The sequence below is a fragment of the Candidatus Streptomyces philanthi genome, from assembly GCF_059553635.1.
The window spans coordinates 1-15,342 of sequence record NZ_JCANQV010000139.1 but is presented as its reverse complement, the minus strand read 5'-3'; the positions used below and the strand labels follow the sequence as shown (position 1 = coordinate 15,342).

The window sequence follows — 15,342 nt, the reverse complement described above, 5'->3', positions numbered from 1 at the left end:
GGCCGTCCGGGCGGCGACCGGGGCGGGCATCGAGGGCATGGTGCCGCTCCAGATCGCGCTGACGGCCCGCCGCGACCTGGTGGGCGCGGTACTGCCCGCGGTGGCGCTGCCCCTGGTCCGGCTGCTGGGAAGGAAGGTGAGCAGCACATGAGCGTACGGCTCGGCTACGGCACCAACGGCTTCGCCGACCACCGCCTCGACGACGCGCTGCGCGTCCTCGCCGACCTCGGCTACACCGGGGTCGCCCTCACCCTCGACGTCCGCCATCTCGACCCGTTCGCCGGCGACCTGTCCGAGCGGACACGCGCCGTGCGCAAGGCCCTGGACCGGCTGGGGCTGTCCGTGGTGGTGGAGACCGGGGCGCGCTATCTGCTCGACCCGTGGCGCAAGCACCATCCGACGCTGGTGTCCGACGACAGCGGCCGCCGCGTCGGTCTGCTGCGCCGCGCGATCGCCGTCGGCGCGGAGCTGGGCGCGGGGTGCGTCTCCTTCTGGTCCGGCGTCCGGCCGCCGGGCACCGCGCCGGAGCAGGCGTGGAAGCAGCTCGTCGGCACCACGGCCGCGGTGGTGGAGGAGGCCGAGGCGCGGGGGGTGCGGCTGGGGTTCGAGCCGGAGCCCGGGATGGTCGTGGAGCGGGTCGACGACGTCCTGGAGCTGCGCCGGGCCCTCGGCGACCCGGACGTCCTCGGCGTCACCCTCGACGTCGGACACTGCGTCGCGGTGGAGTCCCTCGGCGCCGCCGACTGGGTGCGCCGGCTGGGCGGCCTGCTCGTCAACGTCCAGCTCGACGACATGCTGCCGGGGGTGCACGAGCACCTGGAGTTCGGGCGGGGACGGCTGGACCTGCCCGCCGTGCTGGCCGCGCTGGACGACACGGGGTACGCGGGACTCGCCGCCGTGGAGCTGCCCCGGCACGGCCATGCCGCGCCCGAGACCGCCCGGCGCGCCATGACGGCCCTGCTCGCCGCGCGGCATCCGGAACTGGCCCCGGCGTTCGAGGACCCCGCGCGCGTCCCGGCCGTGTTCCCCGCCGTCGGGCGGATCACCGGGCGTGCCCCGCTCGTGCCGGACCGGACCGGCGGGCCGCCGGGCGCCACCGAGGAGGACCGGGCCAGGGCGCAGCTGCTGATCGAACTCGCCGCCCGGGACGACGGCTCCGGTCCCCCGCCCGCCGCCACTCTCGGCACCCTCTACCGTCACGGCGACACCCGCGAACGGCTGGGTGTCCTGCGGGCCCTGGACGCGCTGCGCCATCTGCCCGCGCTCGCCGGTGCCGGCGCGGAGCTGGCCGCCGACGCGTTGCGCAGCAACGATGTCCGGCTCGTGGCCGCCGCGATGGGGCCGTTCGGCGCGGCGCGCCTCGACGACCGCACCTGGCGGGACGGCGTCCTCAAGTGCCTGTTCACCGGGGTGCCGCTGGAGCTCGTCGACGGCTGGCGCGGCCGCCGCGACGCGGAACTCGTCCGCATGGTGTCCGACTTCGCCGAGGAGCGCCGCCGGGCCGGCCGTGCCGTGCCCGCCGACGCGCTGACCCTGCTGGAGGACTGATGCGCATCTTCGACCCGCACATCCACATGACGTCGCGGACCACCGACGACTACGAGGCGATGTACGCCGCCGGGGTGCGGGCCGTCACCGAGCCCGCGTTCTGGCTGGGGCAGCCGCGCACCGGCGTGGGGTCCTTCACCGACTACTTCGACTCCCTCGTCGGCTGGGAACGCTTCCGCGCCTCCCGGTTCGGCATCCGGCACCACTGCGCGCTCGCCCTCAACCCGAAGGAGGCCAACGACCCGCGGTGCCGCGAGGTCCTGGACGTGCTGCCCCGCTATCTCGTCAAGGACGGTGTGGTGGCGGTCGGGGAGATCGGCTACGACGCGATGACGCCGGCCGAGGACGCGGCCTTCACCCGGCAGCTCGCCCTCGCGGCGGAGCACGGCCTGCCGGTGCTGGTGCACACCCCGCACCGTGACAAGCTCGCCGGGACCCGCCGTACCCTCGACGTGGTGCGGGCGTCGGGGCTGCCCCCGGAGCGGGTGCTCGTCGACCATCTCAACGAGGCCACCGCGGAGCTCGTCGCCGCGTCCGGCTGCTGGATGGGCTTCTCCGTCTATCCCGACACCAAGATGGACGAGCGGCGGACGGTCGCCGTGCTGCGCCGTATCGGCACCGAGCGCGTGGTCGTCAACTCCGCCGCGGACTGGGGCCGCTCCGATCCCCTCAAGACCCGCAGCACCGGTCTCGCCCTGCTGGCGGCCGGTTTCGGCGCGGAGGCGGTGGAGCGGCTTTTGTGGGACAACCCGGTCGCGTTCTACGGGCAGAGCGGCCGTCTCGACCTCACCCCGCTTCCCGGGGACGCCGGGCGGGAGGAGACCTTCGCGGGCAACTCGGTGCTGCGCGGCGCGCGCCCGGCCGGTGACCGCTGATGCGGCTCTCCTACTGCACCAACGTCCATCCCGCCGAGGACCTCGACGGCGTCGTCGCGCAGCTCGCGGAGGACTGCGAACCGGTACGCCGCCGGCTCGGGCTCGACCGGCTGGGTGTCGGGCTGTGGCTGGCCGCCGGCGCCGCGGCGGTCCTCGCCCGCGATCCCCGCGCGCTGCGGCGCCTGCGGACGGAGCTGGACGCCCGGGGCCTGTCCGTCGTCACCCTCAACGCCTTCCCGTACGGCGGGTTCCACGGCGCCGTCGTCAAACGGGCCGTCTACCGGCCCCGGTGGACCGACCCGGCGCGGCTGCGCTACACCCTCGACTGCGCCCGGACGCTCGCCGCGCTGCTGCCCGACGGTGCCACCGGCAGTCTCTCCACCCTGCCCCTGGGGTGGCGGCACCCGTGGACGGCGGCGGACGACGCGGCGGCCCGGCGGCAGCTGGACACCCTGGCCCGGCGGCTGGGCGAACTGGAGGAACGTACCGGGCGGCGGGTGCGGCTGGCGGTGGAGCCCGAGCCGGGCTGCGTCCTGGACACGGTCGCGGACGCGGTGGCGTGGCTGGACGGCACCGACCGGCGGTATCTCGGCCTGTGCCTGGACACCTGCCATCTCGCCGTCTCGTTCGCCGACCCCGCGGACACCGTCGCCGCCCTCGCGGCCCGCGGCATCGATGTCGTCAAGGTCCAGGCGTCCGCGGCCCTGCACGTGGCCGACCCCGCGGCGCCCGGGGCCCGCCGCGAACTGGCCCGCTACGCCGAGCCGCGCTATCTGCACCAGGTCCGCGAGCGCGCGCCGGACGGCTCCGTCACCGGCGCCGACGATCTGGGCCCCGCGCTCACCGGGCTGCCCCGGCGCGGGCCCTGGCGGGTGCACTTCCATGTGCCGCTGCACTGGCGGGGCGGCGGGGCGGTGCGGCCCACCACCCAGGTGCTGCGCGACACCCTCACGGCCCTGCGCGGGACGCACGGCGGGCTGCCGCCGGTGGAGGTCGAGACGTACACCTGGGGCGTGCTGCCGGTGCCGCCCGCGGACCTCACCGCGGGCATCGCCGCCGAACTGACCCGGGCGCGGGAGCTGCTGGACGAGACGGAGCGCGCCGCCGGGGTGGCGCGGTGAGGCCGGTGGTGGTGCTCGACGTCGTCGGGCTCACCCCCGCGCTGCTCCCCCGCATGCCCCGGCTGTCCGCGCTCGCCGACCGGGGGTGGCGGGCCGGGCTGGGAACCGTCCTGCCCGCGGTGACGTGCAGCGTCCAGTCCACGCTGCTGACCGGCGCGCTGCCCCGGGAGCACGGCATCGTCGGCAACGGCTGGTACTTCCGCGACCTGGGGGAGATCCATCTGTGGCGGCAGCACAACCGGCTCGTGGGCGGCGAGAAGCTGTGGGAGACCGCCCGCCGGGCCCGCCCCGGCTACCGGGCGGCCAATGTCTGCTGGTGGTACGCGATGGGGGCGAGCACCGACTGGACGGTCACCCCGCGGCCCGTCTACCACGCCGACGGCCGCAAGTCCCCCGACTGCTACACCCGGCCGCCGCGGCTCCACGACGAACTCACCGCGGCCCTCGGCCCGTTCCCCCTGTTCCACTACTGGGGCCCGACCGCCTCGATCGCCTCCAGCCGCTGGATCGCCGGGGCCGCCCGCCGCCTCCTGGCCCGCGAGGCCCCCGATCTGCTGCTGTGCTACGTCCCGCACCTGGACTACGACCTCCAGCGCCACGGCCCCGGCTCCCCCGAGGCCGCGGCCGCCGCCGCGGCGACCGACGCGGCCCTCGCGCCGCTGCTGGACGCGGCCGACGAGGCCGGCGCGATCGTCCTCGCCCTGAGCGAGTACGGCATCACGTCCGTGCGGCATCCCGGGGACATCAACCGCGACCTGCGCCGGGAGGGACTGCTGGAGGTCCACACCCAGGCGGGCATGGAGTACCTCGATCCCTGGACGTCGCGGGCCTTCGCCGTCGCGGACCACCAGGTCGCGCACGTCTACGTCGCCGACCCCGCCGACCTGCCCAGGGTCGGCGGCCTGCTCCGGGCGCTGCCGTACACCGACGAGGTGCTGGACCGCGAGGCGCAGGCGCGGTACGGGATCGACCACCCCCGCTCCGGTGAGTTCGTGGTCACCGCCCGGCCCGACGCCTGGTTCACGTACTACTACTGGCTGGACCCGGACCGGGCGCCGGACTTCGCCCGCGGGGTGGAGATCCACCGCAAGCCGGGCTATGACCCGGCGGAGCTGTTCTTCGATCCGGCGGACCGCTGGGCGCGGGCACGGGCCGGGCTCGGGCTGCTGCGCAAGAAGGCGGGTCTGCGCTACGCCATGGACGTGGTGCCGACGGACGGCCGCTGGGTGCGCGGCTCGCACGGGCGGCTGCCCGCCACGCCCGCCGAGGGGCCGCTGCTCCTGTGCTCCGTGCCCGAGGTGCCGCGGGCCGTGGAGGCCGCGGGGCACCTCGACGCGACCGGGTTCCGCGATCTGGTCCTGTGGCTGCAAGGGCTTGCGCCCGCGGGCTGAAAAGGATGTCGCGCGGGGCTGTCGATTCCGGGCCGCCTCGTTCGTCGTGACGGTGAGAAGCCGATGACGGACGACGAGAGGACGAGACCGTGACGGACGAGGACACACCGCCCCGGGCGGACAGGCGGGCCTGGATCGGGCTGGCGGTGCTGGCCCTGCCGACCGTGCTGATCACCTTCGACATGTTCGTGCTGCTGCTCGCCGCGCCGCACCTCAGCGCGGACCTCCAGGTCACCAGCACCCAGCAGCTGTGGATCCTGGACATCTACGGCTTCATGGTCGGCGGCTTCCTGATCACCATGGGGAGCGTCGGCGACCGGATCGGCCGCCGCAGGCTGCTGATGATCGGTGCGGCCGCCTTCGGCGCCGCGTCCGTGCTGGCGGCCTACTCCACCAGTGCCGAGATGCTGATCGCGTCCCGGGCCCTGCTCGGCGTCGCGGGCGCCACGCTGGCGCCGTCCACGCTGGCGCTGATCAGCAACATGTTCCGGGACCCCCGGCAGATGGGGATGGCCATCGGCATCTGGGCCGGCTACTTCACGCTGGGCGCGATCCTCGGGCCGACGGTCGGGGGTGTGCTGCTGGAGCACTTCTGGTGGGGCTCGGTGTTCCTGGTGTCGGTCCCGCCGATCGTGCTGCTGCTCGTGCTGGGGTGGAAGCTGCTGCCCGAGCACCGGGCTCCCGACCCCGGCCGGCCCGACCTGCTCAGCGTCGGTCTGTCGCTGGCCGCGGTCCTGCCGTTCATCTACGGCGTCAAGGAACTCGCCAGGAACGGGATGCACCCGCTGTCCGTGGCGGCGGTGGTGGTCGGTCTGGCGGTGGGCGCGCTGTTCGTGCGGCGCCAGCACACGCTGGACGATCCGCTGCTCGACCTGGCGCTGTTCCGCTCCGCCGGATCGGGCACCGCGCTGGTCGCCCTCCTGAGCTACAGCATGGTCGGCGGGACGACGCTGCTGTTCATGACGCAGTACTTCCAGTCCGTGGCCGGGCTCTCGCCGCTGAAGGCGGCCATGGGCCTGCTGCCGGGCATGGCCGTGGCCACGGTGAGTTCCATGCTGTCGCCGGTGCTCGCCCGCCGCATCCGGCCCGCGTACCTCATCAGCGGCGGGCTGGTGGGCGTGGTGGCGACCCTGGTGTGGTTCATCGGTATCGGCCCGGTCGGCGGGACCCCCGACCTGATCATCGGTTTCGCCGTCATCGGGCTGTGCGACGGCCCGCTGGTCTCCCTGGGCACGGGGCTGGTGGTCAGCTCCGCCCCGCCGGAGAAGGCCGGTTCCGCCGCGTCGATGGCGCAGGTCAGCAATGAGGCGGGGGCCGCGCTGGGCGTGGCGACGCTGGGCACGGCCGGGGTCGCCGTCTACCACGCGCGGATCGCGGACGCCGTCCCGCACGGTGTGCCCGCGGCCGCCGCCCAGGAGGCGCAGGAGAGCGTCGCGGGTGCGGTGGCCGCGGCGGCGGAGCTGCCCGCGAGGCTGTCCGCGGAGCTGCTGTCCGCGGCCCGTGACGCGTTCACCTCCGGGATGAACGTGTTCGCCGCCGCCAGCGCCGTCCTCATGGCCGGTGTCGCCCTCTTCATCGTCAAGGCGCTCCGGCATCTGCCGCCCACGGACCAGGAGGAGGGCCGGGACCCGGGCGGTGCGGACGACGGCGCCCGGGACGGGGCCGGGGAAGCCGCCGGGGATTCCGCCGGCGGGACGATCGGCGCGAGGTCCTAGGAGGCGGTCGTGCGCAAGGTGATCCTGTACATGAATCTGACGGTGGACGGCTGTACCGAGGGCCCGGATGCCGGAATGGACTGGCTGCGGGCCGACGAGAACACCTGGCGGGTCGTCGACGCGCTGCGGGCGTCCTGCGACACCGCCCTCCTGGGCCGGGTGACCTACCAGGAGTTCGAGACCTGGTGGCCCGAGGCGGCCGGCGCCGCGACAAGCTCGCCGCAGGAGGTGTCCTACTCCCGCTGGATCTCCGAGATCCCGAAGGTGGTCTTCTCCACCACCCTGGAACGGGCGGACTGGAACAACACCCGGCTGGCCGCGGACCTCCCGGCCGAGATCGCCCGCCTCAAGCGCGCCCCCGGCAAGGACCTGGCGCTGTTCGGCGGCAACGGTATCGCCCGCTCGTTCTTGCGCGCGGGCCTGATCGACGAGTTCCGTCTGCTGGTCAACCCGACCGTCGCCGGCGGCGGGAAGCCGCTCCTCGCCGGTCTCGGCCGGCGCGTCGATCTGCGTCTGCTGACCGCGGAGGCGTTCCCCACCGGCGTGGTGAGCCTCCACTACGAGGCCGTGCGCCCGCCCGGGGAGGTCTGAACCGCCTCCCGCGCCGCGCGGCGCCGTCCCTCGGAGGGGGAGGGACGGCGCCGCCGCGCGCGGTGCGGGCGCCGGCGTGGCGCGTACGGGGCCGGAACCCAGGCCCCGTTCAGCGACTCCCCGTCCACCCCTCCCACCGCCACAGCCGCCCCGTGCCCGCCTCGGCGCGGACGCCGGAGTCGGACATCTCGAAGCGGCCGAAGTCGAGTACGTAGAGGGCGTTGTCGCCGGGGGCGAAGCCGGTGTCGATGGGGCGGTGGAGGGGCATGCCGGCGGGGAGGCGGTGGGTGGACCAGTCGGACGGGTCGATGCGCAGGAGGCCGCGGCCGGCCCGCGGGCCGCCCGGGGGGACGGTCATGGGCGCCTCGTCGCCGAAGAGGGTGACGACCAGGTGTCCGGCGAAGGACGACGCCGGGGGGACGACGGCGAACTTGGTGGCGGCCGCGTGCGGGGTGAAGGAGACCAGCGGCTTCTCGGGGGCGGGCAAGGTGTCGTGGCCGGCCAGGACGAACGTGGGGTGCGGGCCGCGCACGGGGGCGAACTCCGGTGCCGTGACCGGCCGGTCGCCGATGTAGTCGGGCCAGCCGTACCAGGCGCCCTCGCGGACGTCGAACAGCAGGTCGGGGACGTTGCCGATGGGGCGGCTGCCGCGGTCGTCGGCCCCCTGGTCGACGGCGAGCAGCCGGCCGTCCGGGAGGAAGCCGAGGCCGAAGGCGTTGCGCAGTCCCCAGGCGACGAGTTCCAGTCCGCCGCCGTCGGGGTCGCAGCGCATCACGGCGGCGGTGCAGGGCAGTCCCGCGGGGACGCGCTGCCCGGGGGCGCCGGGCGTGCCGAACGGCTGGAACGCGCCGGTGGTGGTGCGGGCGCCGGGGGTGTCCGCCAGGGGGTCGGCGGTGGTGATGTTGACGCCGGCGAGGACGACGTCGAGCCCCGGTACGTCGTACGCGTGCGGAAGCCGCCCGAGCCAGCCGATTTCGTAGGCGTCCAGGCCGATGATGCCGAGGTTCGACATCGCTCCCTGGGCGAAGTACAGCTTGCCGTCGGGGCCGAAGGCCGCCTCGTTGGTGTGGTAGTTGCCCGGCCCCGGCATGCCCTCGACGACGGTGGAGCGCCGCCCGCCGGGGGCGACGGCGGTGATCCGTCCCGCGCCGCCCTCGGAGACGTAGAGGACGCCGTCGTGCAGGCACAGTCCGGTGACGGGGGCCGCGAACCCGTCGGCGACGAGGGTGCGGGACGTCCCGCCGGGTTCCAGGCGCCATATCCGGCCGCCGGGGGCCGCGCCGGCGAACGGCAGGCCCGATTCGGCGACATGGATCGTTCCGTCCGGGCCGAAGGCCAGGCTCGTCGGGAAGTGCAGTCCGTCCGCGGCGATCACCGGCTCGGGCATCACGGTCCTCCTCGGGTAGGGGCCTTACGGCTCCCCGCGTTGATCCGGTAGCGGTGTCTAACGCGCCCGGGAACGGGCGGGCAAGTGTCCCGGGGGCCGCCCGCGCCGCCCGGGAACCGCCGTACCCGCTGCTCAGAGCGTGAACGGCGGGAGGCAGGGGCGTCCGCAGACCGCACGGGAGAAGAAGATCCCGACCGGCAGCGGCCGGTAGCGTCACCGCCGTGCGGCCGGCCCAGGCCCTGTGGCGGGGCCGTGCCGTCCGCCCGGTGGCGGGCCCCGCGGCGTCCGGTGCGTGGCGGGGTCCCGGGGCACGGGCCGTTTTCCAGCGAAGTGAGGGGTCCTGATGCGGTTGAAGGGGCGGAGCGGTCGCGGGGGCGGGTGGTCACGTCCCGCCGTGGTGGCAGCGGCGCTGTGCGCGGCGGCCCTGGTGACCTCGGGCACGGCCGCGCGGCCCCCGGCGGCCACGGCCGGGCCTGGCCCGTCGCGGACGTGGTCGGCGCCGAACGGGGACGCGGCCGGCACCCGGCATGTCACGGGTCCCCTCGACTCCCGGTCGGCCGGGCGGCTGCGCCCGGTGTGGTCGGTCCCCGTCGAGGCGCCGTCCGACCGGTGGGCGGGCGCCTACGCGGCGACCCCGGTCGTGGCGGGCGGGGTGGTCTACACCCAGGACCTGTCGTCCAACGTGTACGCGATCGACCTGCGGACCGGGCGGCGGCTGTGGACCAAGCGGTACCACTCCCCCACCAACGGCCCCAACGGGGTGAACGTCGGCCGGGGCCGGGTGTACGGGGCGACCGTCACCTCCGCGTTCGCGCTCGACGCGCGGACGGGCCGCGAGCTGTGGCGCCGGCCGCTGATCCGCAACCGGCACGAGGGCATCGACATGGCGCCGGGCTTCCACGACGGGACGGTGTACGTGTCCACGGTGCCGGGGAACAACGACTCGTTCTTCGGCGGTGGCGGGGTCGGGGTGCTCTGGGCGCTGGACGCGGCCACGGGCAGGCCCCGGTGGAAGTGGGACACGGTGCCGGCGAGCCTGTGGGGCAGGCCGGACGTCAACTCCGGCGGGGGCCTGTGGTACCCGCCGAGCTTCGACGGGCGGGGCGGGATGTATGTCGCGGTGGGCAATCCCGCGCCGTTCATCGGCACCAAGGAGTATCCCTGGGGGTCGAGCCGGCCGGGCCCGAACCTCTACACCAACGCGCTCGTCAAGCTGGACGAACGGACCGGGAGAATACGGTGGTTCCGGCAGCCGCTGCCGCACGACCTCTACGACTGGGACATCCAGAACTCCCCGGTGCTGACCAGCGCGGGCGGCAGGCCGGTGGTGCTCGCGTCGGGCAAGACGGGCTTCGTCTACGCCTACGACCAGCGCGACGGCACCCCGCTGTGGAAGACCCCGGTCGGCCGGCACAACGGGCACGACGACGACAATCTGCTGGCCCTGCGCGGTGTGTACGGGAAGCTGCCGAAGATGCCGTTCACCGTGTACCCGGGGGTGCTCGGCGGTATCCCGGCGCCCATCGCGGTGGACGGGACGACGGTGTACGCGGCGGTGAACAACTTCGGTGCCACCTGGACGCGGCAGACGCCGCCGCCCGAGTACCCGCCGTTCTCGAAGGGCGAGGGGGAACTCGTCGCCCTCGACCTGGCGACCGGCGTCGTCCGGTGGTCGCACCGGTTCGACCAGTCGCCGTACGGGGCGGCGACCGTGGTCAACGACCTGGTGTTCACCACGACGTTCGACGGCACGGTGCACGCGCTGCACACCCGGACCGGGCGGCCGGTGTGGCGGGCGAAGCTGCCGGCGACGTCCAACTCGCCGGTGGCGGTGGACGGGGACACGGTGCTGGCGGCGGGCGGTTGGCCGCAGAAGCCGGGCGAGAAGGCGGCCATCGTCGCCTACCGGCCGGTCCCGCCGCGCTGACACCCGGGCGCGGAACGGCGCACGCCGCCGCGGACCCGTGGTCCGCGGCGGCGTGCGGTGTGTGCGGGGCTCAGCCTTCCTCGATGAGCGGGCGCACCTCGACGCCGCCGTCCATGATCGGGACGACCTTGCCGATGGCCAGCGCCTGGTCGAGGTCGCGGGCCTCGATGACGAAGAAGCCGGCCAGTGCCCGGTCGCCGTCCAGGAACGGGCCGTCGGTGACGCCGTCCCCGCGGACGGTGGTGGCGGTGTGCGCCGGCTGCGTCGCGTGGGCGTGCAGGATCTTGCCGCCGAGCTCCTCGACCCGCTCCGGCACCCGCATGTGCTGCTCCATGATCTCCGGCGGGATGTCCGCGACACCGTTGGGAGTCTCCCGCTCGTAGATCAGGATCGCGTAGTGGGCCATGGCCGTCTCCTTGTTCGTCGTCGTGTTCGGCCTTCCACCTCTTCGACGAGCGGGCCGGCCGGGAATCGACAGACGCCGCGGAAAAAGTTCCGGGGGCGCGGGGGCGGCGAACAGCGCACGCTGGGAGATGTCCCCGGCGGGCGCCGGTGCCAGGGTCGGCTCCGGGCGGCAGCGGCCGTCCCCGTACGGCCCACCGATCGAGGAGACCGCCCATGTCCGTCCGCCACGGCCCCGGTGACGCCTGGCCCGCCGATCTGTCGTCGTTCTGTTTCGAGATGCCGCACGGGGAGGACTCCGTCCTCTTCGAGTCCGGCAAGGGCGTGCGGCTGTTCGACGCGGGCGGCCGGGCCTATCTCGACGCGTTGTCGGGGGTCTTCGTCACCTGTTTCGGCTACGACTGCCGGCCCATCGTGCGGGCGATGACCGACCAGTTGCAGAGGATGGCGTTCCATCCGCCGCTGCACGGGACGAACCGGCAGGCGCTGGCGCTGGCCGCGTCGCTGGTGGAGCTGGCGCCGGCGGGGATGACGGCGGCGAAGCTGGTGAGCGGGGGTTCGGAGGCGGTGGAGACCGCGGCGCGGCTGGCGCGGTTCCATCACCGGCGCCGCGGTGCCGCGGGCAAGCTCAAGATCGTCAGTGTCTACCACGGCTACCACGGCGGGACGTTCGGCGCGCTGTCGATGACGGGGGTGCCGGGGGTGGACGGGCTGTTCGGTCCGGGCCTCGCGGACGTGGTGCACGTGTGGCCGCCGGACTGCGTCGAGTCGTTGTGGAACGTTCCCCCGGACGAGGCCGCGGAGTTGGCGGCGACCCTGCTGGAGCGGACGATCGAGGCGGAGGGCCCGGACACGGTGGCCGCGCTGATCGTCGAACCGGTCATCCAGCAGCGGGCGATGGCCACGGGCGGACGCGCGTATCTGTCCCGGGTGCGCGAGATCTGCGACCGCCACGACGTCCTGCTGATCTTCGACGAGATCGTGACGGGGTTCGGCCGCACCGGTGAGCCCTTCGCGGCGCAGACCTTCGGTGTCACGCCGGACCTGCTGTGCGCGGGCAAGGGCGTCTCGGGCGGGTACGCGCCGCTGGCGGCGGTGCTGGTGAGCGGGCGGGTCGCCGAGGTGCTCGACGCGGGCAACGGCACCGTCGTCTTCGGCCCGACGCACACCTACTCCGCCAATCCCCTCGCCTCGGCCGCCGGCCTCGCCGCCGTCACCCACTTCCGCGAGGGCGGATTCCCCGATGTCGTGCGGGCGCTGGCCGGCCGGCTGCGTCCTGGCCTGGAACGGGCCGTCGGCACACGGGGCACGGTCCGTTCCACGGGGCTGCTGTTCGGGATCACGCTCCACGGCGGCGAGGGCCCGGCGCCCGGTGCCCGGGTCGCCCGCGCCTGCCTGCGGCGGGGGCTGATCCTGCGGGGGCAGGACGACTGGCTGACGCTGGCACCGGCGTTCGTGACCTCCGAGGCGGACGCCGAGGAGATCTGCCTGGTCCTCGGCGACGCGCTCGACGAGGTCTGCGGCGCCGCCTGACACCCCGTCCGCCGGAAGGCGGGCCCCATCCCACCCATCAGGAGGTGACATGACCACGGACGACACCCTTCCCGGGGCCGGCGAGGTCTCCGGTTTCTATGACATCGCCACCCAGGTGCTGATCTCCATCTGGAGCGAGAGCTTCCACGTCGGCTACTGGCTGTCCGAGGACGACGAGAGTTCCGACCAGGAGGCCGTCGACCGGATGACGGACGTCCTCATCGGAAAGCTCGATCTGGCGCCCGGGGCGCATGTGCTGGACGTCGGGTGCGGCATCGGTGCCCCGGCCTTCCGGCTCGCGGGCGCCTCGGACGCCACCGTCACCGGTGTGTCCGTCAGCCAGGACCAGATCGACGCCGCCAACCGGCAGGCGGCCGCCCGGGGGCTCGCCGACCGGGTCTCCTTCGCCTGCGCGGACGCGCTGGCGCTGCCGTACGCGGACGCCTCGTTCGACGCGGTGTGGGCCATCGAGTCGCTGATCCACATGGACCGGCCGGCGGCCCTGCGCGAGATGTGCCGGGTGGTGCGGCCGGGCGGTCTGGTGGTCGCGTCGGACATGCTGCGGCAGGAGGAGCTGGACGCGGAGGGCGAGCGGGCCCTGCGCAAGGTCCTCCAGGAGATGGCGCTGACGCCGGTACTGGCCCAGGAGCCGTACCGCGCGATGGTCGCGGAGGCGGGGCTCGACCTCGTCGAGCTGACCGACATCACCGCGCACACCCGGCGGACGACGGCGCGGATGGCCGACTCCGCGCGGCGGCACTACGACACGCTGGTGCGGCGGTGGGGGCAGGCCGCGGCGGAGGTGCTGGACGTGATGCTGTCGCCGGTCGAACTGGGTCAGCTGATCATGGTCGCGCGGCGGCCGGTCGCCCCTGCCGGGTGACGGGACCTCCCGTGCGTCCGGGGTCCTCGGGCGGTTCCCGAGGGCCCCGGACGCGTGTGCTCACAGGTCGCGCAGGCCGTCCCGGCCGCTGCGCAGGTCCTCGAAGGCCGACAGGTCCGGTACGGTCCAGCCGTCCAGGTCGTACTCCGCGAGACAGGCGTCGACGAGTGCGGTGTCCTCGTCGAGGCCGCCGTCGGCCATCTGCGCGAACAGCATCTCCACGCGGGTGTTCTCGTGGTTGCCCGCGTAGTTGCGCTCGTAGAGCTCGTGGCGGCCGCCGAACTCGGTGCCCACGGCGTCCCAGAGCAACTTCATCACCTTGACCCGCTGGACGGCGTCGGCGCCGTTCGATCCCCGCAGGAACCGGTCCAGGTAGGGGCGCAGCTCCGGGTTCTTGAAGTCCTCGGCGCTGGAGTTGAGGTAGATCAGCCCGCTGGCCACGTCCTGCTCGACGATCTCCTTGACGCGCGGATAGCCGATCTGCATGAACCACCGGTAGGCCAGTCCGTAGCGGGGGTTGGGCAGCAGAGCGCCGTTGCGCCATGCCACGGGGTTGCGGGCGGCCGCGTCGGACAGTGCCTGGAACAGGGTGCGCCAGGCCAGCACCTCCCCCAGTCTGCTCTGCACCCCGCGGAACTCGCGGGTCCCGTTGATCTCCAGCGCCTTCGCCAGCAGGCCCGCCAGGAAGCCGAGTTTGACGGCGAGGCGGGTGCAGCCGTGGAAGGTGAAGCGCTCCAGGAAGCCGGAGCGGCCGGCGAACTGCTGGACCTTGTCGACGTCGCCGTAGAGGAAAACGTTCTCCCAGGGGACGAGGACCTTGTCCAGGACGAGGATGGTGTCGTTCTCGTCGAGTCGTGAGGAGAGCGGGTAGTCGAAGGGGCTGCCGGTCATCGCCGCCTGGGCCGCGTAGGACGGGCGGCAGATCAGCTTCATGCCCGGCGCGTCCATCGGCACCGTCGCCACCAGCGCGTACTCCCGTTTCTTGATCGGCAGTCCGAAGTGCGCGATGAAGTTGTAGTGGGTCAGCGCGGAGCCGGTGGCCACCACCTTGGCCCCGCTGACGATCAGTCCGGCGTCGGTCTCCCGCTCGACGTGCACGAAGACGTCCGCGACCTCGTCCTGGGAGCGGTGGCGGTCGACGGGGGGATGGACGATGGCGTGGTTCCAGTACAGGACGTGTTCCTGGGACTTGGCGTACCAGTGCCGCGCGTTGTCGTCGAACGGGGCGTAGAAGTCGGCGTTGGCGCCCAGGGTGCCGAGGAACGACGCCTTGTAGTCCGGGCTGCGTCCCATCCAGCCGTAGCTCATCCGGGCCCAGGTGGCGATGGCCTTCTGGTCGGCGACCAGGTCGGCCACGGTCCGCGGGGTGGTGAAGAAGCGGTGGGTGAAGCCCTCCCGGCCGCTGTCGGTCGGGGCCGTGAGGTCGCCCTGCCATCGCGGGTCGTGCAGCGCGTCGTACATCCGTGCCGTCATCCGGACCGGGTTGTGGAACGCCGGATGGGTGGTGACGTCCTTGACGCGGTCGCCGTAGAGATAGATCCGGCGGCCGTCCCGCAGGCTCTCGATGTACTCGTCGCCCGTCATGGGGCGGGTACCGCTCCGGTTCTCCGCCGCCGTCGCCCGGTCGTCGTCGCTGCCGGTCATCGGGTGTCCCTCCTCCTGCCGTCGGCTCCGCGAAGCTTCGCGGTGCCGGTGGCCGGCTGTCTTCTTCGTATGTGCGGTACGGGGTGTCTCACCCGGTCGCGCCGGCCGTCCGGGCGCCGGCCCGGCGTGCCGCGGTCAGGGCCGCCCAGGCGGTGAGTTCGACCAGGGCGGTGTCGTCGGTGCGTCCCGGGCCGGCGCGGAAGGCGTCGATGTCGGCCGGGAGGACCTGGTAGGAGGCGAGGGCGGTCAGCAGTGCCAGGCGTCCGGCGGGGCGCAGGGCGGGCGGCAGGCCGGCGGCCGCTTCCGCCGCCCAGGCGCGGTGGGG

The 15,342-nt window shown here is 74.0% G+C and carries 12 protein-coding genes and 1 pseudogene; 9 read left to right on the top strand and 4 right to left on the bottom strand.

Annotated elements, in window-relative coordinates:
• Window positions 1-147 precede the first annotated feature (147 nt).
• The 6 genes from AC51EU_RS17580 (at window position 148) to AC51EU_RS17555 (ending at window position 7,241) form a co-directional block, all read left to right on the top strand.
• Window positions 148-1,548: an EboA domain-containing protein gene (locus AC51EU_RS17580; RefSeq protein ID WP_496267921.1), complete on the top strand. Its 1,401-nt coding sequence runs from the start codon at window positions 148-150 to the stop codon at window positions 1,546-1,548.
• Window positions 1,548-2,423 (top strand): TatD family hydrolase, encoded by an 876-nt coding sequence (locus AC51EU_RS17575; RefSeq protein ID WP_496267920.1) that lies wholly within the window; start codon window positions 1,548-1,550, stop codon window positions 2,421-2,423. The genes AC51EU_RS17580 and AC51EU_RS17575 overlap by 1 nt, the downstream gene beginning before the upstream one ends.
• Window positions 2,423-3,544: a metabolite traffic protein EboE gene (eboE, locus tag AC51EU_RS17570; RefSeq protein ID WP_496267919.1), complete on the top strand. Its 1,122-nt coding sequence runs from the start codon at window positions 2,423-2,425 to the stop codon at window positions 3,542-3,544. Before AC51EU_RS17575 ends, eboE begins: the two co-directional genes overlap by 1 nt.
• Window positions 3,541-4,935: an alkaline phosphatase family protein gene (locus tag AC51EU_RS17565; RefSeq protein ID WP_496267918.1), complete on the top strand. Its 1,395-nt coding sequence runs from the start codon at window positions 3,541-3,543 to the stop codon at window positions 4,933-4,935. Before eboE ends, AC51EU_RS17565 begins: the two co-directional genes overlap by 4 nt.
• 89 nt (window positions 4,936-5,024) lie before the next feature.
• Complete coding sequence (locus AC51EU_RS17560; protein ID WP_496267917.1) at window positions 5,025-6,650, top strand: MFS transporter; 1,626 nt, start codon at window positions 5,025-5,027, stop codon at window positions 6,648-6,650.
• Window positions 6,651-6,659: 9 nt separating this feature from the next.
• The gene (locus AC51EU_RS17555) at window positions 6,660-7,241 is read left to right on the top strand and encodes a dihydrofolate reductase family protein (protein ID WP_496267916.1); all 582 of its coding nucleotides are present in this window, start codon (window positions 6,660-6,662) and stop codon (window positions 7,239-7,241) included.
• Between the two features lie 109 nt (window positions 7,242-7,350).
• On the opposite strand, the gene AC51EU_RS17550 is transcribed toward AC51EU_RS17555, so the two are convergent.
• A complete protein-coding gene (locus tag AC51EU_RS17550; RefSeq protein WP_496267915.1) occupies window positions 7,351-8,628 on the bottom strand; it encodes a PQQ-dependent sugar dehydrogenase in 1,278 nt (425 codons plus the stop codon).
• Between the two features lie 394 nt (window positions 8,629-9,022).
• On the opposite strand from AC51EU_RS17550, the gene AC51EU_RS17545 reads away from it, so the two are divergent.
• A complete protein-coding gene (locus tag AC51EU_RS17545; RefSeq protein ID WP_496267914.1) occupies window positions 9,023-10,555 on the top strand; it encodes an outer membrane protein assembly factor BamB family protein in 1,533 nt (510 codons plus the stop codon).
• A 70-nt stretch (window positions 10,556-10,625) separates the two neighbouring features.
• Here AC51EU_RS17545 and AC51EU_RS17540 read toward each other — a convergent pair whose 3' ends face one another.
• Window positions 10,626-10,961 carry a YciI family protein gene (locus AC51EU_RS17540; protein ID WP_496267913.1) on the bottom strand — a complete coding sequence of 112 codons (336 nt, stop codon included), beginning with the start codon at window positions 10,959-10,961 and terminating at the stop codon, window positions 10,626-10,628.
• A 212-nt stretch (window positions 10,962-11,173) separates the two neighbouring features.
• Here AC51EU_RS17540 and AC51EU_RS17535 point away from each other — a divergent pair, with 212 nt between their 5' ends.
• Together AC51EU_RS17535 and AC51EU_RS17530 are read left to right on the top strand one after the other, a co-directional pair.
• Window positions 11,174-12,490 (top strand): aminotransferase family protein, encoded by a 1,317-nt coding sequence (locus tag AC51EU_RS17535; RefSeq protein ID WP_496267912.1) that lies wholly within the window; start codon window positions 11,174-11,176, stop codon window positions 12,488-12,490.
• Window positions 12,491-12,539: 49 nt separating this feature from the next.
• The gene (locus AC51EU_RS17530) at window positions 12,540-13,373 is read left to right on the top strand and encodes an SAM-dependent methyltransferase (RefSeq protein WP_496267911.1); all 834 of its coding nucleotides are present in this window, start codon (window positions 12,540-12,542) and stop codon (window positions 13,371-13,373) included.
• Window positions 13,374-13,433: 60 nt separating this feature from the next.
• On the opposite strand, the gene AC51EU_RS17525 is transcribed toward AC51EU_RS17530, so the two are convergent.
• A complete protein-coding gene (locus AC51EU_RS17525) occupies window positions 13,434-15,017 on the bottom strand; it encodes a 4-hydroxyphenylacetate 3-hydroxylase family protein (RefSeq protein ID WP_496267910.1) in 1,584 nt (527 codons plus the stop codon).
• Window positions 15,018-15,105: 88 nt separating this feature from the next.
• Window positions 15,106-15,342: pseudogene (locus AC51EU_RS17520) on the bottom strand (carboxymuconolactone decarboxylase); the annotation flags it as partial.

Coding starts and splice junctions, on each gene's coding strand:
- AC51EU_RS17580 (WP_496267921.1), top strand. CDS start 148: ATGAGCGTACGGCTCGGCTACGGCACCAACGGCTTCGCCGACCACCGC.
- AC51EU_RS17575 (WP_496267920.1), top strand. CDS start 1,548: ATGCGCATCTTCGACCCGCACATCCACATGACGTCGCGGACCACCGAC.
- eboE (WP_496267919.1), top strand. CDS start 2,423: ATGCGGCTCTCCTACTGCACCAACGTCCATCCCGCCGAGGACCTCGAC.
- AC51EU_RS17550 (WP_496267915.1), bottom strand. CDS start 8,628: ATGCCCGAGCCGGTGATCGCCGCGGACGGACTGCACTTCCCGACGAGC.
- AC51EU_RS17540 (WP_496267913.1), bottom strand. CDS start 10,961: ATGGCCCACTACGCGATCCTGATCTACGAGCGGGAGACTCCCAACGGT.
- AC51EU_RS17535 (WP_496267912.1), top strand. CDS start 11,174: ATGTCCGTCCGCCACGGCCCCGGTGACGCCTGGCCCGCCGATCTGTCG.
- AC51EU_RS17530 (WP_496267911.1), top strand. CDS start 12,540: ATGACCACGGACGACACCCTTCCCGGGGCCGGCGAGGTCTCCGGTTTC.
- AC51EU_RS17525 (WP_496267910.1), bottom strand. CDS start 15,017: ATGACCGGCAGCGACGACGACCGGGCGACGGCGGCGGAGAACCGGAGC.